The following is a 17,656-nucleotide window of genomic DNA, read 5'->3' as shown; positions in this document are numbered from 1 at the left end:
AGTGATCTACTACAGTTTCGACCGACCGAGTCTCGGAGCCGTGGAGGTCGCCATGTGGAAGCCGTGGGAGTGGGCCGGCGTCAGCCAGGCCGTGGCGCTCGCCAACGCCCGGGACGGTGCGACCGAGCTGAGCAGGCGGCGGGTCGAGCGCGAGGACGTGGAGATCTTCCTGGCTGGGCACGAGCTCGAGCTCCGGTCCGAGACGGTACGGCGCGTGGGGGCCGGTTAGCCTTCTGCCCGTGAGCGAGCAGCCCGGCCCGGAGCCCAGCCCCGACCCCGCGCCCCGTCGTGTGGTGATCGCCGAGGACGAGGTGCTGATCCGGATGGATCTCGCCGAGATGCTCGGCGAGGAGGGCTACGAGGTCGTCGGCCAGGCCGGGGACGGCGGCACCGCCGTCCAGCTGGCCGAGGAGCTGCGACCGGACCTGGTCATCCTGGACGTGAAGATGCCCGTCCTGGACGGAATCGCCGCCGCCGAGCGGATCGCCGGCCAGCGGATCGCGCCGGTGGTCATCCTCACCGCGTTCTCCCAGCGCGACCTGGTCGAGCGGGCCCGGGACGCCGGGGCGATGGCGTACCTCGTGAAGCCGTTCTCGCAGACCGACCTGGTGCCGGCGATCGAGATGGCGGTGAGCCGGTTCGCCGAGCTCACCGTGCTCGAGTCCGAGGTCGCGGACCTCACCGAGCGGCTGGAGACCCGGAAGTCGGTCGAGCGCGCCAAGAACGTGCTCCAGCAGCAGCTCAGCCTGTCCGAGCCCGAGGCCTTCCGCTGGATCCAGAAGACCGCCATGGACCTGCGGCTGTCGATGCGCCAGGTCGCGGACGGCGTGATCGAGCACGGCCCCGGCATCGCCGGCTGACCGGCTCGTGGCCGATCCTCAGACTCCGTTGCAGCATGATGACCGGATATCGGACGCCCCGTGCGATGCTCTCGGGTTGGTCACGATTCAGCAACCGTCGAAGACGCGATGCCCCAAACCCCCTGCGCGGGTGTCGAGTGACGCTAGGTTGTCCGCCATCGAGAGATGCTCCGTGCCCACCTGCCCGGAGTCCGAGAGTTCGATGGAGGACTTCCATGATTCGCTTCACCAAGTCAGCCCGGGTCCTGGCCGCCGTGGCCGCGACCGGTCTGATGCTCAGCGCTTGCGGCAGCAGCGACAGCGGCGGCGGTAGCGGCAGCGACGGCGGCTCGTCCGACGGCAGCGCCAGCAGCGCCCTCTGCGGCAAGAACCTCGCGTTCATGGGCGCCCTGACCGGCGACGCCGGCGCGCTCGGCCAGAACATGGTCGGTGGTATCGAGCTGGCGCTCCACCAGTACAACGACAAGAACCCCGACTGCCAGGTCAACCTGAAGAAGTTCGACTCCCAGGGAAGCCCCGACACCGCGCCGGGCCTCGCGACCCAGATCGTCAACGACGACTCCATCTTCGGCCTGATCGGCCCCGGCTTCTCCGGTGAGTCGCTGGCGACCGGCAAGACCTTCTTCGAGGCCGGCCTGCCGTCGATCTCCCCGTCGGCGACCAACGTCACGATCACCCAGCAGGGCTGGACCACCTGGCACCGCGTCATCGGCAACGACGACGCCCAGGGCAAGGCCGACGCGGCGTACCTGACCGGTGACGGCGGCGCGACCAAGGTCTTCGTCATCGACGACGGCCAGGACTACAGCAAGGGCCTCGCCGGCACGGTCAAGGACGCGCTGGGCGACGCCCTCGCCGACTCCGACCAGATCTCGGTCGGCCAGACCGACATGTCGGCTGCGGTCACCAAGGTCAAGGCCTCCGGTGCTGACGCCGTCTTCTACGGTGGCTACTACACCGAGGCGGGCCTGCTGGCCAAGGCGCTGCGCCAGGGCGGCTTCACCGGCCTGTTCATGTCGGGCGACGGCTCGGAGGACCCGAACTTCGTGAAGGTCGCCGGTGCGGACGCCGCCGAAGGCGCCGTCCTCTCGGCTCCCGCCGGCCCGCCGCCGGCCGACTTCGGTGCCAGCGGCCTGTACGCCACCCAGTCCTACGATGCGACGAACATCTTCCTCGCCGCGCTCGATGACGGTGCGTCCACGCCGGAGGAGATCAACACCTTCATCGGCAGCTACACCGGTGACGGCGTCAGCGGCCCGATCGCCTTCGACGAGAACGGCGACATCAAGGAGTCGAAGATCTACGCGTACTTCGTCAAGGATGGCAAGCTCGACGTCGACAACCCGCAGGCGATCTCCTGATCCAGGTCGACTGACACAACTGACATAGGCTGCGGCCGGAGGGGGATCCCCTCCGGCCGCAGCTGATCAGAACGACTGAGGAGTCTTCACTTGGATTTGGGCGCGCTCTTCGGCAGCTTCGACAGCTTCCTCAGCTTCACCATCGGGGGGCTGGTCTTCGGCGCGATCTACGCGCTGATCGCACTCGGCTACACCATGGTGTACGGCGTGTTGCAGCTCATCAACTTCGCCCACTCTGAGGTCTTCATGTACGGGACCTTCGCGGTGGCCTGGGTGTTCGTGTTCCTGCACGGCACCGGCTCGGCGACGTGGGACCTCAAGCAGGCCGCACCGACACTCCTGGTGGCCCTCGTGGCCGCCATGGCGATGTCGGCGGCCATCGCGCTGCTGCTCGAGCGCGTGGCGTACCGGCCCCTGATCAAGAAGAACGCGCCGAAGCTGATCATCCTGATCTCGGCGATCGGCGCGTCGTTCGCCCTGTCCGAGGCCATGGGCCTGCGGGACCGCTTCGCCGGCTGGTTCGGGGTGGACAACAAGCTGGCCAACTACGTCACCCCGGCCAAGGCCCGTGACGTCTACACGAACCCGGTCACGATCGAGCCGCACGGCCTGTTCGACATCGGCGGCTACACGGTCACCGACGTGGACCTGACGATCATCGTCGCGGCCCTGGCCATGATGATCGTCCTCGACCAGCTCGTGCGCCGGACGCGGTTCGGCCGCGGCATCCGGTCGGTGGCCCAGGACCCGGAGTCGGCGGCGCTGATGGGGGTGAACGCGACCCGGGTCGTGCAGATCACGTTCCTCATCGGTGGCCTCGCGGCGGGTGTCGCCGCGACCCTGTACATGATGAAGATCGGCGCGACGAAGCAGAGCGCCGGCTTCCTCCTCGGTGTCAAGGCGTTCACCGCCGCCGTCATGGGCGGCATCGGCAACCTGCGAGGAGCCCTCCTGGGCGGTCTGACGCTCGGTGTCATGGAGAACTGGGGCGCGGCCGTCTTCGGCAACGAGTGGCGCGACGTCGTCTCCTTCGTCCTCCTGGTGCTGATCCTGCTGGTCCGTCCGTCCGGCATCCTCGGTGAGTCCCTCGGAAAGGCGCGTGCGTGATGGCCGGGCTCGGAATCGCCAGGCGCTGGGACCGCGTGGTCGACCGCTACAACGCCCAGCCCAAGATCTTCAGGATCCTCTTCGTCACGCTGCTGCTGGTGTTCGTCTACGCGCTGCCGCTGCTGCGGCCGCCGATCCTGACGACCAACAGCATCGACTTCGGCGGCGTGATGTTCCGCGTCATCGCGTTCGCGCTCGTGGCGCTGGGGCTCAACATCGTCATCGGCTACGCGGGCCTGCTCGACCTCGGGTACGTCGGCTTCTACTGCGTCGGCGCCTACACGACGGCCGTCCTGACCGTGTACCACTTCAGCTGGCCGTTCTTCCTGGCGCTCCCGGTCGCGATCGGCGTCACGATGCTGACCGGTGTGCTCCTGGGTGCGCCGACACTGCGCGTGCGGGGTGACTACCTCGCGATCGTCACGCTCGGGTTCGGAGAGATCATCCGGATCACGGTGACCAACGTCGAGTGGGTCGGCGCGGCGGCCGGCATCAAGGACATCCCGCACCCGAACAACCTCGGGCCGGAGCCGACGCCGCCGTTCGACCCGGGCGGCTGGTTCGCGATCCCGCGCGTGCAGTGGGACGGCTTCGTGCCGTCGCTCGACCGGGTGCACGAGACCCACGTGCTGGTGTTCGGTGCGCTCGACGCGGTGCCGTACTACTGGCTCGTGCTCACCGTCCTGATCCTCGTCTTCATCGCCGACAAGCTGATGCTGTCGAGCCGGGTCGGACGAGCGTGGGAGGCGACCCGCGAGGACGAGGAGGCCGCCGAGCTCATGGGCGTCCCGACGTTCCGCTACAAGCTGCTCGCGTTCGCGATGGGCGCGGCCATCGGCGGCCTCTCGGGCTCGTTCTACGCCAGCAGCCAGAGCGGCTACATCAACCCGCAGAGCTTCCCGCTGCTGCTGTCCATGCTCTTCGTGGCCGCGGTGATCGTCGGCGGGGCCGGCAACCGCTGGGGTGCGATCCTCGGCGGCGCGATCGTGGCGTACCTGCCCGAGCGGTTCCGGGACTTCGCCGACTACCGTCTGCTGTTCTTCGGCCTGGCGCTGATGCTGCTGGCGATCTGGCGACCACAGGGGCTGCTGCCGCCACGCAGGACCAGGCGGGCGCTCGCTGCCCAGGAGAAGATCGAGGAACTGGAAGGAGAGCCGGTCGATGTCCTCTGAGAACCCCGGTCGCGCCCTGCTCGAGGTCGACGACGTCACCATCCGGTTCGGCGGCGTGACCGCGCTCGACCAGGTGTCCTTCGACATCCGCGAGGGCGAGATCCTCGGCCTGATCGGCCCCAACGGCGCCGGCAAGACGACCTGCTTCAACGTCATGACCGGCGTCTACCAGGCGACCAGCGGCCAGATCCGCTTCGACGGGACCCGGCTGGCCAAGATGAAGCGGTACGCGATCACCAAGCTCGGGATCGCGCGCACCTTCCAGAACATCCGCCTCTTCAAGGCCATGACGGCCGTGGAGAACGTGATGGTCGGCGCCGATGCCCGCAGCAAGGTGGGGCTGCTGAACGCGCTGTTCCGCACCCCGCTGCACCGGCGCACCGAGGCGGCGGCCCGCGAGGAGGCGCTCGAGCTCCTCGACTTCGTCGGGGTGCGCGGGCGCGCCGACGAGCTGGCCGAGAACCTGTCGTACGGCGACCAGCGCCGCCTCGAGATCGCGCGCGCCATGGCGACGCACCCGAAGCTGCTGTGCCTCGACGAGCCGGCCGCGGGCTTCAACCCGGCGGAGAAGCAGCGCCTGATGGAGTTGATCCGCAAGGTGCGCGACCAGGGCATCACGGTGCTGCTGATCGAGCACGACATGCGGCTCGTGATGGGCGTGACCGACCGGATCGTCGTCCTCGAGTTCGGTCGCAAGATCGCCGAGGGCTCGCCCGCCGAGATCCGCGACAACCCGGCCGTCATCGCCGCCTACCTGGGAGTGGACGAAGAAGATGCTTCTTGAGGTAGAGGGCCTGTGCGTCAACTACGGCCACATCGAGGCGATCCGCGACATCAGCTTCACCGTCGAGGAGGGGTCGGTCGTCACGCTGATCGGGGCGAACGGCGCCGGCAAGACGACCACGATGAAGACGCTGTCCGGCCTGCGCCGGGTGCGTGCCGGCCGGGTGGTCTTCGACGGCAACGAGATCACGCACCTCCCGCCGTACGAGCGGGTGAAGCTCGGGCTGAGCCAGTCGCCCGAGGGCCGCGGGATCTTCCCCGGCATGACGGTGCGCGAGAACCTCGACATGGGCGCCTACGCCCGCAAGGACAAGGCCGGCGTCGCCGCCGACCTGGACCGGGCGCTCGGGCTCTTCCCGCGACTGCAGGAGCGGATCGCGCAGGTCGCGGGCACCCTCTCGGGCGGTGAGCAGCAGATGCTGGCGATCGGGCGCGCGCTGATGGCGCGCCCGCGGGTGGTCCTGCTCGACGAGCCGTCGATGGGCCTGGCGCCCAAGCTGATCCAGCAGATCTTCTCGATCATCAAGGAGATCAACGCGCAGGGCACGACCGTGCTGCTCGTGGAGCAGAACGCCGCGCAGGCGCTCAAGGCCGCCGACGAGGCGTACGTGCTGGAGACCGGCGAGATCGTGCGCTCGGGCACCGGCGCGCAGCTCGCGGGCGACGAGTCGGTGCGGGCGGCGTACCTCGGCGGCGATCTCTGACGAGCCCGCATTCCCCGTCGTCGGTCGCCGCCTGACAGGAGCGCTCACGACCGGGTCGATGTCTCCGTGTTCGGCTTCTCCTCACGCGCGAGCCGGTTGCGGCGGTCCTGCTCTCGCTTGGAGTACGCGGCTGCACGGATCGCTTCGTCCGACTCCAGTCCGCTGCCCAGCGCGCCGCCGACGGTGGCTGCCGATGCGACGAACCAGCTCAGGACGAACAGGTCGCGGTAGCTCAGCGTCATGCCGAGGTATCCGCCCATTACGGCGGGGTCGAGAACGAACATCGCCCACACCAGGTTCAGGCCGCTGTCCGCGCCGGGATCTGCCATGCCGCTGATCAGTTCGCGCAACGCGTGACGGCTGCGTCTGTGCATGCGAAGGCCGCCGAGCGCGGGCAGGGACAGCACCGCTGTCCGGTGCTGCGGGTCGGTCTCGACGAGCAGGTAGCGGCCATCGCCGTCGCGGAGGGGAAGCTCCGTGAGCCCGACGACCACGTCCCAGTGACGCTCCTGGCCTCGATCCGTGAGCCGTGACAGCACCGTACCCACGTCCTCACAGGCGACGGTGAAGGGCTCGCTGACCACTTCGACGTCCCAATCGCGCCGATTCTCACCATCCGACGAACGGCAGCCGCCGAACCGGCGGGCGATCTGGGTGGGCTTGGCTGGGTCAGCGACGAGGCCGACTTCGAGCGGCTTCATTCCGCCGAGGTACCCAGGCGTCTGGCGGACGAACACTGCGGGCAGATGAGTGGACTGGCAGCTACGGACCGGTGGGTGGGGGTCTGCTGTCGCCGGGCTCGCGGGTTGATGGCCGTGGGTGGTGGCGACCGAAAGGCAGCTACGGGGACGGTGGGCGGGTGGTCGTCGCCGGTTCCCGGCCTGCGGGTCCCGGGGGCCGCGCCGGCTGTGGAAAGCGACTCGGAATCGTGACCTGTTCGTGACCCAGATCCCTGTGGAGCAAGGGGTTGTGGGCCTCTCAGTGTCGGTGGCCGGTGCTTGAGTAGAGCCATGACAGCGATGGCCACACCCCGGCACCGGGTCTCGGTCACGGTTGCGCAGATGCGTGACCTGGCCGGCTCGGTGACCGATGCGTCGGTGTGGTCCATGGACGCCGCGGAGACCACTGCGACCCTCGTGGAGATCACCCGGTTGAAGGCGCAGGTGGCAGAGCTCGAGGCCCGGGTCGCCGAGCACGCCGACGACGAGACCGTGGACGCGTGGGCGCACCGGACCCGGCAGACCAAGCCCGCGGTGCTCGGCCAGGTGAAGCTCGGCCAGGCCCTGGTCACCCGCGGTCATGTCCGGGACGCGCTCGCGGCCGGTGACCTGGTGGTCGAACAGGCCCGGGTGATCGTCACCGCGCTGGACCAGCTGCCCGGCGACCTCGACCCGACTCTGGTCGATCGGGCCGAGCGGCACCTGGTCGCCGCCGGACGCGAGCACACCGCCCCCACGTTGCGGGTCCTGGGCAAGCGACTGATGGACGTGGTCGCCCCCGACCTGGCCGACGCCTACGAAGCCAAGCAGCTCGCCCGCGAAGAGGCCGACGCGCTACTGGCCACCAAGCTGGAGATGTGGGACGACGGCACGGCAAGTGCCACGGGAGTTTCACCGTCCCGTCCTTGCACGGCGCCGCGCTGAAGAAGATGCTGCTCGCGATCGCCGCCCCCAAACGGCTGGGACCCCAGGAACCCGGCGTCCCGCTGCGCCCCGGACCCGAACGCCGGGGCCGGGCGTTCTGCGAGCTCATCGAGCGCTACCCCGCCCACCAGCTGCCCCAGACCGGCGGAGTGTCGGCCACCATCGTGGTGACCATGACCCTCGAGGCCCTCGAAGGCCGGCTCGAGCAGGCCGCGCTGCTGGACACCGGGGAGAAGATCTCCGCCGCCACCGCGCGCCGGCTGGCCTGCGAGGCCGGCCTGATCCCCGCCGTGCTCGGCGGACCCTCTGAGGTCCTCGACCTGGGCCGCACCCGCCGGTTCCACACCAAGGCCCAACGGACCGCGATCGGCCTCCGGGACCAGCACTGCACCGAGCCGGGCTGCGATTGGCCCCCGGCGATGTGCCACGTCCATCACGACATCCCCTGGAGCCGCGGCGGACCCACCGACCTCGACCACGGCCGACTCCTCTGCCCGAAACACCACACCAGGTTCCACCGACGAACCTAGGCCGACCTGCCCGACGAAGCACCACCACAGACCGGCCGACGGGCGCGGTCCCGCCTGCGAGCATCCAACGCCGCGAACCGCGCGGGAATGCGAGTAGATGTGCGCCCTTCGCCGAGCCGTCAGTCCAAGGCGAACGGGTCGTCTGGTGACCAGCCGTGCTGTCTCGCTTCCGCCAGGACGCGCTTCCAATCCTTGACCCTGTTGTAGTCGGAGATCCCCGGTCTCTCAGGCCCCAGAACGCGGCAGTCACGGGCCGCATGGAGGAACCCTCGGGTGCTCCACACCGCCTCTTCGTCTCCCTCCGTGATGTGGGTCTCCTTGTACAACTTGACCAACGCTGGATCGTCGTCGAGTTCCGGGGCGAGGGCGATGGTTTCCTGCCACGGCACGTCGTAGCCACGCCCCTCCATGCACTCGCTGTACTCGCCGTTGCGCCGCCATGCGCTCACGACATTGGCTGCCTGATGTCGATCGGCCGTGGAGACCCGTCCTTCCGTCCGCGGGTCGAGCGTGCTGTCGGGTATCAAGCCGATCAACATCGGGGCGACGAAGACCGCTCCGGTCACGGCCCCTGCCGTCAGGGCGACGACCGTCGACTCTCTCTTCCTCACGTGGCGTTCCTCCGCATGATGGCGCCCTGGCTTCCGGGTCCACGATGGGCGCGGCAAGCAGTCACTGGTCGGCGAAGATGGATCATTTCCTCGAAGTTGGCGATGGCGACCAGCTCATCGACTGGCGACCACGCGACGGCTGGTAGCCGATCTGCTCGGCCCCGGGCATCCCCATCCCTGACATGTTCGCTCCCGTATGCGAACACCTCTGAAGACTTTCAGACGAGCGTCGACAAGCGGCTGAACCCGTAGTCGCCCGCCCGTCGATGTTCGCCGGCGGTTCACCCGGAGGTCGAGTGCTGCCCGGAAGGCGACGTCAAAGTTCGGACATCCCCGAACCCAGGAGTGACATGCGCATCTCTCTCGCCCCGCTCGTCGCTGTCGGCGCTGCCCTGGCCGTGCTCCCGCTCGCGGCCCACGCAGCCCCACCCGCGGGAGGTGGGAAGCCGGACACGAACGGCTCGTTCTCCTACGCGGTGTACGGCGATGCGCCGTACGGCGCGAACCCCACCGACTCCTCGGAGACCGACGCGACGCCGGCGTTCATCGACGCGGTGAATGCCGACCCCGACATCAGCACCGTGATCCATGTCGGCGACATCCACTCCGGCAAGCAGTACTGCACCGAGGCGTACGACCGCCAGGTCGCCGACCTCTGGAGCCGCTTCGCGGACCCCCTGGTCTACACGCCCGGTGACAACGAGTGGACCGACTGCCACAAGGCCGCCGAGGGCGGCGGGACGTACAACCGGACGACCGGGGAGGTCGACTACGTCAGGGACTCGAACGGCAACCTGGTCGACTACGCAGGCGGCAACCCGGTGCAGAACCTCGACCTGGTCCGCTCGCTCTTCTTCCCCACGCCGGGTGGCACGCTCGGCAGCGGCGCGCTCCGGACGATCTCGCAAGCCGCGGCGTACGACCCGGCGCACCCGGACGACGCCCAGTACGTCGAGAACGTGATCTGGCAGCGCAAGGGCTTCGTGTTCGTCACGCTCGACATCCCCGGCGGCTCGAACAACGACACCGACCCCTGGTACGGCGCGCCGGCGATGAGCGACGAGCAGGCCACCGCGACCCGGCAGCGCACCGCCACCGACCTGCGCTGGCTGGACCGCGCCTTCGCGATCGCGTCGGCCCGAGACGCGCAGGGTCTCGTCGTGGTCCAGCAGGCGGACATGTGGGACCTCGACGGGAAGCCGCAGACCCACCTGAGCCAGTACGAGCCGCTCGTGAAGAGTCTGGCCGACCACACCCTGGCGTTCGGCCGGCCGGTGCTCGCCCTCGAGGGTGACTCGCACGTCTACCGCTCGGACAACCCGCTCCAGCAGAGCGCACCCTGCGCCGGCGACGGGGACGTGTGTTCCTACGACGCCTGGCGAAGCCACCCGTCGTACGCCGTGCCCAACTTCCACCGCATCGTCGTCCATGGGAGCACGGTGCCGCTGGAGTACCTGAGGCTCGTGGTCACCCCCGGCGGCCACCAGCCCACGACCGGTACGTCCTTCGGCCCGTTCTCATGGTCGCGGACGGAGGGCTGACCCCCGCCGATCAGATCGACATCAGCCGATCTCCATCAGCTGGTACGTGGGCGTGAGCTCTTCCCAGCGGTCCTTCCAGCCGGACGCCCCGGCCTCGGAGCTCCAGCCCTCCGGATGGACCGGCCCGTCGATCTCCAGCGACCGACCGAGATCCTCGAGGTGGACCCGCCAACCGGAGGCGTGGAACGGGAGGTGTGTGATCGGCAGGCCACGCTCCTCCACGACCAAGCGGGACCTGGAGCCCTCCTCGGTCAGCCACGCCTCGATCTGTCCCTCGTCGTCCGTACCCGGCTCCGTCGTCAGCAGCAGGTGGTGGGGCGCCTCGCACACCTCGACGCGTGCCGCGCCGGTCCAGCTGCTCGTGAAGACGCACAGGACCGTACCGCCGACCCGCAGGTCGCCGTCGACCCGGGCGATCCAGCGGGCCAGCCGCTCAGGCGTCGTACACGCCTGCCAGAGGTCGCCGATGTCCGTGTCGTAGACGTCCTCCACGCGGACTGCTCCGCCGGTCTCGTCGAGTGTTCGCATCGTCGCGATCGTGGTCACTGTCGTGCCTTCTTTCCTCGTGCGATCTCGGTGTGGAGGGCGCCGAGCCGGTTCTCCCAGAGCTGGCGGTACTTGCCCAGCCACTCGTCGACCTCGACGAGCGCCTCCGGGCGGAGTGTGTAGATCCGACGCTGCGCGTCCTGGCGGACGTCGACCAGCCCGGCCTCCCGCAGCACGCGGAGGTGCCGGGACACGCCCGGGCGAGCGATCGGAAGGGCCTCTGCCAGCTCTCCCGAGGTCGCTGCGTGGTCGCGGAGGATCTCGAGAACCGTACGGCGGCTCTCGTCCGCCAGCGCGTGCAGCACGACGTCCATGAACCGAAAGTACCGAGTCGGGTATGTAACCGTCAAGGTACATAGCGCGGGCCTGTGCTTGATCAGCCCGCGACGGTGCGGACCCGTAGGTCGTCGATCACTGCCATCAGGTCACCGCCGGCGGCGGCGCGGCGTTGGTGATCGGCGCCGCAGCCTTCGCGGGCCATTCGCGGCAAGCTCGCGGTGACCCGCTCGAGGTCGCCTGCGTCGTCGAGCGCATCTCGCACGTGGTCGACCAAGGTCTCGAGAGCGGTCGCAGCCGGCACCAGCGCGCCGCTTCGGGGGTCGACGAGTGAGTCGTTGACACCGAAGCGACCTGCGCGCCATCCGGCGCTGCGGAGACTGTCCACGCGCCACGGTGCCGGGCCGATGCCCTGGCCGGCCTCGCGGGCAGCTGTCTCGGTCAGTCCGCGAGCCAGGGCCGCTACGAGCAGGGTGTCGTCGAGCGAGGTGCACACATCGGCAATCCGGAACTCCACCGTGGGGTATCGGGCCGACAGCCTGACCTGGAGATTGAGCAACCCCACGTCGAGGATCGTCTGGTCGCGCAGCAGTCGATCGATGAGGGCGTCGTAGGCGGCCAGGTCGCCGAAGACCTCGTGCGGACCGCTGCTCGGCCACAGCTGCCAGAGCTGAGAGCGCCAGCTCGCAAACCCTGTGTCACGGCCGTGCCAGAACGGGGAGTTCGCGCTCACGGCTGTCAGCAACGGCAGCCACGGGCGGACGCCGTCCAGCACCGCGACCCCCTCTTCCCGGCTCGCCACCTCGACGTGCACGTGCAGCGCACACATGAGGGACTCGGCCGCCAGCCCGGCGTAGTGCTGGGTGATGCGAGCGAATCGTTCGTGCTCGACGTACGGACCCGGTGGCGTGGCGAGGACGGGGACGGCGACGGCCAGGGGGCTGACGCCCAGTACTGCCCCGCTGCGGGCCAGCGACGCCCGTGCCGCGCGAAGATGATCTTCCGCGTCGGCAAGCTTGTGGAGCGGAGGGGTCACGGTCTCCACCTGCGCCTGGAAGAACTCATGCACCAGCACGGTGCCGGGGAGCAGGTCGTCGGCAGCGGCGCAGCGGGCAAGCAGGTCGCGTGCTCGCGCCGCGGGCGCGCCGCAGTCGTCGACGAGGAGCAGCTCCTCCTCGATGCCGAACCGGCGTGGGCTCATCGCCTTCCTTTCGAGCGGCAGGCCGTGCTCGTCGTCGGCCGTCGTGTCAGTGTGGGTCCTACCGGCCACCAGATCGACCCCGGAGAACCGCATGTACGCCGACGAGCTGCTCGTTCCCTGGTTCGAAGCCCTGCGCGCGGACGTGGGCGCACTCGAGGTCTACGACGCCCACACCCATGTCGGAGCGCAGGACCCGAGCGGGTTCTCGGCCACGGTCGCCGAGCTGACCGACTCGCTGGACCTGTGCGACGGCCGGGCGCTCGTCTTCCCCCTCACCGAGCCCGATGGCTACCGCGAGCCGAACCGGCGCTGCATCGAGCAGGCCGCAGCCAGCCGCGGTCGGCTCACCGCGCTGGCACGCCTCACCCCGGGTGGAGATCCGGTACGGCTGCTCAGCGACGCACTCGATGCCGGCGCCCGTGGGATCAAGCTGCATCCATCCAGTGACCAGTTCGAGCTGGGTGACCCTCGGCTGGAGGGTGTGTTCGAGATCGCCGACGCTCAGCGGCTGCCGGTAGTGGTGCACGCGGGCCCCGAGCTCGAGACCATCGGGCGCACGGTTCTCGACGTGAGCGAGCGCTATCCGCAGGTGCGGATGATCCTGGCGCACTGCGCCTTGGTCGACCTCGCCTGGCTGTGGCGCGAGGCTGCTTCGGCGCCGTCGATCTTCTACGACACGTCGTGGTGGTCCCCAGCTCACCTGATGGCCCTGATGCGGCTGGTGCCACCCGGGCGCATCCTGGCGGCCTCCGATCTGCCGTACAGCACCCCTCTGGCCGCAGCGATCGCGGCGGTGCGGTGTGGCCTTCAGGCTGGGCTCGACGCTCCGCAGCTGCGCTCGGTGGCGGGCGGACAGGTGGCCCGGCTGGCCAACGGTGAGGAGCCGCTGGATCTCGGTCCGGCGCCTGCCGTTGAGGCACGCCCGATCACACCCGCGCTCGAGGTGCTGGTCGAGAGCCTGGTCGCGGCCCTCGAGCCGATGCAGCGCGGCGAGGACCCGGGCACCCCGATCCAGGTCGCCCGGCACGCGTGTGACCTGCCCGCCGACGACCCCGACCAGCCGGTGGCCGCGTCGGTGCTCCGCCTGCTCGACCTCTACGACGAGCAAAGCCACGACCTTCCCCGCCGCAACCAGTTCGCCCCCGGGCGCGACCTCATCATGATCGCGGCCATGGTGGCCCGCACCCCCGCGGCGACACTGCCGAGCTGACTTGGGGGCCTTCACCAACGTCACGGAACCGGCAACGTGCGGTTGACGGTGCCGGCTCAGGCGGTCAACGCAACACCTCGGCTACTGCTTGTGATGGTGTCTTGAAGGCGAGGGTCTGTCGAGGACGGTCGTTGAGCTCGAGTGCGATGGCGTCGAGGTCGTCTTGTGTGAGAGTGCGGAAGTCGAGTCGTCGGGGCATGTACTGGCGCAGCAGCCCGTTGGTGTTCTCGTTGCTGCCGCGCTGCCAGGGCGACTTCGGGTCGCAGAAGTAGACGTCGATGCCGGTCTGGTTGGTGAACCGCTTGTGCTCGGCCATCTCGTGGCCCTGGTCCCAGGTCAGCGACTTCGCCAGGTGCTTGGGCAGGTGCTGCACTGCTGCGGCCAGGGCGTCGGCGACGGCGTCGGCCTTGTGGTTGCCGGCCGGCAACCCGACCAGCAGCAGGTAGCGGGTGGACCGTTCGACCAGGGTGGCGACCGGACTCATGCCCCGGCCGAAGACCAGGTCGCCTTCCCAGTGACCGGGCACGGCACGGTCCTCGGCTTCAGCTGGGCGTTCGCTGATGTTGACGATCCCCGGCCGGGAACCTCGACCATCAGGCAGCCGCATCCCGTGCGAGCGTCGGATGACCCGGCCGGTGCGCAGGTAGGCGGTCAACTCCTTGCGCAGGGCACCGCGGGACTGCACGAACAGGGTGCGGTAGATGCTCTCGTGCGACACGTGCATCCCTGGGTCGTCGGGATAGGTCAGCTTCAACCAACCGGCGATCTGTTGGGGCGACCACCGGCATTGAAACTTCTCGGTCACGATGCCAGCCAGCACCGGGTTGCCGGCCAACTTGCACGTCTTTGGACGGGTCGACCTGGCCCACGCGGCTTGGTCAGCGACCGTGGCCCGGTACCGGCGCCGGCCGCCGTTGCCGCTGACCTCACGGCTGATCGTCGACGGCGACCGACCCAGACCTGCCGCGATCGCCCGAAGCGACAACCCGGCGGCCAGACCACGCGAGATCTCTTCGCGCTCTTCGAGGCTCAATCGACCGACTGCTCGATGTCGTGGATCAGGTCTGATCCCACCGCACCGAATCAGGTAGGTCCGCACCGTGCTGGTCGGCAGACCCAGAGCCCGAGCAGTCGGCTTGACCGAGTGCCCGGACCGCAACCGCCTCCAGATCTCGTCGATGTCTGCAGGCGACAACCGCTGATAGCTCTGACGCGCCATCGCGACCTCCTTCAATCAGGAAGTGTTGCGATGACTCATTGAGAGCGCCGGTATGTCCGGATTCGTTCGGGACCAATGCCGGGACGCGCCGGCGCTCCGGCGGCGGAGTCTGGCTGGAACGTCGGCCGCCGGTGGTCGTCCACGCGGGTCGGCCGGATGAGCTCAACGCCAGGGGATGGATGGCCGTGGGCTTCCGGCCCTGGGTGGTGGCGACCGAAAGGCAGCAAACGGAACGGTGGGCGGGTGGTCGGCGCCGGCCCCCGGCCTGCGGATCCGATGGCCGCGCCGGCTGTGGAAAGCGGTTCGGAATCGTGACCTGTTCGTTACCCAGGACCCTGTGTAACAACGGGTTCTAGGCCTCTCGATGTCGGTGGCCGGTGCTTGAGTAGCACCATGACAGCGATGGCCACACCTCGACACCGGGTCTCGGTGGCGGTCGCCCACGCCCACGCCGCACTGGATGCGGTGAGCGATGCGTCGGTGTGGTCCATGGATGCCGCGGAGACCACCGCGACCCTCGTGGAGCTCAGTAGGTTGAAGGCGCAGGTCGCCGAGCTGGAGGCCCGGGTCGCCGAGCACGCCGACGACGAACAGGTCGATACGTGGGCGCACCGGACCCGGCAGACCAAGCCCGTGGTGCTGGGCCAGGTCAGGCTCGGCCAGGCCCTGGTCACCCGGGGCCATGTCCGCGACGCGCTGGCGGCCGGTGACCTGGTGGTCGAGCAGGCGCGGGTGATCGTCGCCGCGCTGGACCAGCTGCCCGGGGACCTCGACACGGCCGTGGTGGACCGGGCCGAGCGGCACCTGGTGGCCGCCGGGCGCGAGCACACCGCCCCGACGTTGCGGATCCTGGGCAAGCGGCTGATGGACGTGGTCGCCCCCGACCTGGCGGATGAGTACGAGGCGCGGCAGCTCGCCCGCGAGGAACGCGACGCGCTGCTGGCCACCAAGCTGGTCATGGTCGACGACGGGCACGGCAAGTGCCACGGCCGGTTCACCGTCCCGTCCTTCCACGGTGCCGCGCTGAAGAAGATGCTGCTCGCAATCGCCGCCCCCAAACGGCAGGAACCGCAGGAGCCGGGCGTCCCGCTGCGCCCCGGACCCGAACGCCGGGGTCGGGCTTTCTGCGAGCTCATCGAGCGCTACCCCGCCCACCAGCTCCCCCAGACCGGGGGCGTCTCGGCCACCATCGTGGTCACCATGACGCTCGACAGCCTCCTCGGGAAGCTCGAGCAGGCCGCGCTGCTGGACACCGGGGAGAAGATCACCCCCGCCACCGCCCGCCGGCTCGCGTGCGAGGCCGGGATCATCCCCGCCGTGCTCGGCGGCAACTCCGAGGTCCTCGACCTCGGCCGCACCCGCCGGTTCCACACCAAGGCACAGCGGACCGCGATCGCCCTCCGGGACAAGGGCTGCGCCGAGCCGGGCTGCGATTGGCCGCCGGCGATGTGTCACGTCCATCACGACATCCCCTGGAGCCGCGGCGGACCCACCGACGTCGAGCACGGCAGGCTCCTCTGCCCGAAACACCACACCAGGTTCCACCGACGAACCTAGGCCGACCGGCCTACGAACCTCCACCACAGACCGGCCGATGGGCGCGGTCCCGCCTGCCAACACCCCAACGCCGTGAGCCGCGCGAAGTGCGGCTGCTCCGGGCGAGTCGAGGCGGTGCGGAGTCCGCGGAACCACGGACTCGGACCCGACAGCCGGACGCGCGAGCCTCCGTCTCGGGCGGACGCTCCAATGCCCGGCGTGCCTTGTAAGGCTGCTTCGGCGACCTCGAGCGCATCCGTGGCGGCGAACGCCGCGGACCCCGGTTGACGATCTCGAGCATGGCTGTCCGGCCCGGCTGGACGGCACCTCGCTGCGCTGCGTCGCCGGTCGACGGACGACCAGGCCAGGTCCAAGATCAGTAGCTAAGGTGCCCCCGCGCTCGAACCAGGGAGACGAACACCTCAGGTCGCTGGTTCTGATTGCAGCCAACGCCGTGCCCGTGCACCACATACCGACCGTGGCCGCGCACGTCGTCGTAGGCCCGCGTGCCCCGAACTGCCTGCCAGGTGCCACGCTCGACGAACGAGAAATGACAGGTGACCGGGTCGTAGTGGTCGCGCGAGTGGCGTGGCTTGTGCCGGACGATGATGTTGCCGGCCGAGAAGACGAATCGATCCCGTCGCGGACCGAGAACCCGGTCAATGCCGTGGTCGTGAATGACGCCGTTCGCCACAACACTGTCGGGTCCGTGCCCATCTCCGATGGCCAAGAACCGGACGTTGCCTGAAACGCGCTCCTGCACTGCTCCGGCTGCGGTACCGGACGGGACGCCGACCAGCGCTCCGGCCAGGATGGCGGCAAGAGCGAACGCACGCATACGTGGTGTGGACATGAGACTCCCCATCCATAGTTGAGTTGGCGGTTGCCTCCATCGTGTTCGGATCTCCGCTGCTGGGAATACCCAAGTTGCGCGAAATGGGAGCGGGTATCCATCCGCCCACGACGCCGCAGCGACCGACCGATCGTCAACGCGGCATGCAAGTGCGTATCGACCGGACCGCCTGAGCCCTACCCGTGGACAACCGCTGTCCCCAGGCCGGGGCATGGAATGTTCGGCGCAGCATCCCGTTGCGATCCGTCCATGACGCGGCGGGGAATCCGGCGGCGTGCTGTCGGCTCGATGCGCGCGTCAGAGACCGAAATGCTTGGCAATATTCGCGAAGGCGGCTCCGGCGAGGATGGCGACGACGATAGTGACGGCGATCATCATGGGGTGTCCCTTCTGCGCGAGACACGCCCTTTCGAACCTCGAAGGCGTTCGGCCGTGCTATCGCGATGATCGGATCCTGCTCTTCAACCGTTTCCTGGTGCATCCCACACATTGGGGGATTCGTC

19 protein-coding genes are annotated in these 17,656 nt (G+C 69.1%); 12 read left to right on the top strand and 7 right to left on the bottom strand.

The features are described from left to right. Window positions 1–40: 40 nt before the first annotated feature. The 7 genes from ACVW2K_RS17890 to ACVW2K_RS17860 all read left to right on the top strand — a co-directional run bounded on the left by ACVW2K_RS17890 (window position 41) and on the right by ACVW2K_RS17860 (window position 5,987). Window positions 41–229, top strand: coding sequence for a hypothetical protein (locus ACVW2K_RS17890; RefSeq protein WP_155991933.1), 189 nt, complete (start codon window positions 41–43; stop codon window positions 227–229). Between the two features lie 4 nt (window positions 230–233). Beyond that, window positions 234–860, top strand: a complete 627-nt coding sequence (locus ACVW2K_RS17885) for an ANTAR domain-containing response regulator (protein ID WP_457204089.1) — start codon at window positions 234–236, stop codon at window positions 858–860. 215 nt (window positions 861–1,075) lie between these two features. Then, the gene (locus ACVW2K_RS17880; RefSeq protein ID WP_457203436.1) at window positions 1,076–2,221 is read left to right on the top strand and encodes a branched-chain amino acid ABC transporter substrate-binding protein; all 1,146 of its coding nucleotides are present in this window, start codon (window positions 1,076–1,078) and stop codon (window positions 2,219–2,221) included. Between the two features lie 90 nt (window positions 2,222–2,311). Then, window positions 2,312–3,328 (top strand): branched-chain amino acid ABC transporter permease, encoded by a 1,017-nt coding sequence (locus ACVW2K_RS17875; protein WP_231496110.1) that lies wholly within the window; start codon window positions 2,312–2,314, stop codon window positions 3,326–3,328. Continuing rightward, window positions 3,328–4,500: a branched-chain amino acid ABC transporter permease gene (locus ACVW2K_RS17870; RefSeq protein WP_457203435.1), complete on the top strand. Its 1,173-nt coding sequence runs from the start codon at window positions 3,328–3,330 to the stop codon at window positions 4,498–4,500. Before ACVW2K_RS17875 ends, ACVW2K_RS17870 begins: the two co-directional genes overlap by 1 nt. Then, on the top strand, window positions 4,490–5,284 hold the full coding sequence (locus tag ACVW2K_RS17865) for an ABC transporter ATP-binding protein (protein WP_028635892.1): 795 nt from the start codon (window positions 4,490–4,492) through the stop codon (window positions 5,282–5,284). The genes ACVW2K_RS17870 and ACVW2K_RS17865 overlap by 11 nt, the downstream gene beginning before the upstream one ends. Then, window positions 5,274–5,987, top strand: a complete 714-nt coding sequence (locus ACVW2K_RS17860; protein WP_457203434.1) for an ABC transporter ATP-binding protein — start codon at window positions 5,274–5,276, stop codon at window positions 5,985–5,987. Before ACVW2K_RS17865 ends, ACVW2K_RS17860 begins: the two co-directional genes overlap by 11 nt. A 44-nt stretch (window positions 5,988–6,031) precedes the next feature. Here ACVW2K_RS17860 and ACVW2K_RS17855 read toward each other — a convergent pair whose 3' ends face one another. Further along, window positions 6,032–6,688 carry a hypothetical protein gene (locus ACVW2K_RS17855; protein WP_457203433.1) on the bottom strand — a complete coding sequence of 219 codons (657 nt, stop codon included), beginning with the start codon at window positions 6,686–6,688 and terminating at the stop codon, window positions 6,032–6,034. Between the two features lie 309 nt (window positions 6,689–6,997). On the opposite strand from ACVW2K_RS17855, the gene ACVW2K_RS17850 reads away from it, so the two are divergent. Both ACVW2K_RS17850 and ACVW2K_RS17845 read left to right on the top strand, forming a co-directional pair. Further along, complete coding sequence (locus ACVW2K_RS17850) at window positions 6,998–7,630, top strand: hypothetical protein (protein WP_457203432.1); 633 nt, start codon at window positions 6,998–7,000, stop codon at window positions 7,628–7,630. Then, a complete protein-coding gene (locus ACVW2K_RS17845) occupies window positions 7,612–8,160 on the top strand; it encodes a DUF222 domain-containing protein (protein ID WP_457203431.1) in 549 nt (182 codons plus the stop codon). The genes ACVW2K_RS17850 and ACVW2K_RS17845 overlap by 19 nt, the downstream gene beginning before the upstream one ends. 119 nt (window positions 8,161–8,279) lie before the next feature. Here the strand turns inward: ACVW2K_RS17845 and ACVW2K_RS17840 are convergent, their stop codons facing one another. Further along, window positions 8,280–8,771 carry a hypothetical protein gene (locus ACVW2K_RS17840; protein WP_457203430.1) on the bottom strand — a complete coding sequence of 164 codons (492 nt, stop codon included), beginning with the start codon at window positions 8,769–8,771 and terminating at the stop codon, window positions 8,280–8,282. 350 nt (window positions 8,772–9,121) lie between these two features. Here ACVW2K_RS17840 and ACVW2K_RS17835 point away from each other — a divergent pair, with 350 nt between their 5' ends. Then, entirely contained in the window at window positions 9,122–10,312 is a 1,191-nt protein-coding gene (locus ACVW2K_RS17835) for a metallophosphoesterase (protein WP_457203429.1), read from the top strand. Window positions 10,313–10,333: 21 nt separating this feature from the next. On the opposite strand, the gene ACVW2K_RS17830 is transcribed toward ACVW2K_RS17835, so the two are convergent. The 3 genes from ACVW2K_RS17830 to ACVW2K_RS17820 all read right to left on the bottom strand — a co-directional run bounded on the left by ACVW2K_RS17830 (window position 10,334) and on the right by ACVW2K_RS17820 (window position 12,428). Next, a complete protein-coding gene (locus ACVW2K_RS17830) occupies window positions 10,334–10,840 on the bottom strand; it encodes an SRPBCC domain-containing protein (RefSeq protein WP_457203428.1) in 507 nt (168 codons plus the stop codon). Window positions 10,841–10,854: 14 nt separating this feature from the next. Beyond that, window positions 10,855–11,172 carry an ArsR/SmtB family transcription factor gene (locus tag ACVW2K_RS17825; RefSeq protein WP_028635888.1) on the bottom strand — a complete coding sequence of 106 codons (318 nt, stop codon included), beginning with the start codon at window positions 11,170–11,172 and terminating at the stop codon, window positions 10,855–10,857. A gap of 62 nt (window positions 11,173–11,234) precedes the next feature. Further along, complete coding sequence (locus ACVW2K_RS17820; protein ID WP_457203427.1) at window positions 11,235–12,428, bottom strand: carboxylate-amine ligase; 1,194 nt, start codon at window positions 12,426–12,428, stop codon at window positions 11,235–11,237. Here ACVW2K_RS17820 and ACVW2K_RS17815 point away from each other — a divergent pair. Then, window positions 12,427–13,545 (top strand): amidohydrolase family protein, encoded by a 1,119-nt coding sequence (locus ACVW2K_RS17815; protein WP_457203426.1) that lies wholly within the window; start codon window positions 12,427–12,429, stop codon window positions 13,543–13,545. The genes ACVW2K_RS17820 and ACVW2K_RS17815 overlap by 2 nt on opposite strands. Window positions 13,546–13,609: 64 nt before the next feature. On the opposite strand, the gene ACVW2K_RS17810 is transcribed toward ACVW2K_RS17815, so the two are convergent. Further along, window positions 13,610–14,764 (bottom strand): IS30 family transposase, encoded by a 1,155-nt coding sequence (locus tag ACVW2K_RS17810; RefSeq protein ID WP_457203425.1) that lies wholly within the window; start codon window positions 14,762–14,764, stop codon window positions 13,610–13,612. Window positions 14,765–15,166: 402 nt separating this feature from the next. On the opposite strand from ACVW2K_RS17810, the gene ACVW2K_RS17805 reads away from it, so the two are divergent. After that, on the top strand, window positions 15,167–16,321 hold the full coding sequence (locus ACVW2K_RS17805; RefSeq protein ID WP_457203424.1) for a DUF222 domain-containing protein: 1,155 nt from the start codon (window positions 15,167–15,169) through the stop codon (window positions 16,319–16,321). Between the two features lie 355 nt (window positions 16,322–16,676). Here ACVW2K_RS17805 and ACVW2K_RS17800 read toward each other — a convergent pair whose 3' ends face one another. Beyond that, window positions 16,677–17,153 carry a hypothetical protein gene (locus tag ACVW2K_RS17800; protein WP_155991905.1) on the bottom strand — a complete coding sequence of 159 codons (477 nt, stop codon included), beginning with the start codon at window positions 17,151–17,153 and terminating at the stop codon, window positions 16,677–16,679. Window positions 17,154–17,656: the final 503 nt, after the last annotated feature.

The sequence above is a fragment of the Nocardioides sp. HB32 genome (genome assembly GCF_054058995.1).
Note: the sequence above shows the minus strand (reverse complement) of the source record. Positions and strands in the feature narration are given on the sequence as shown.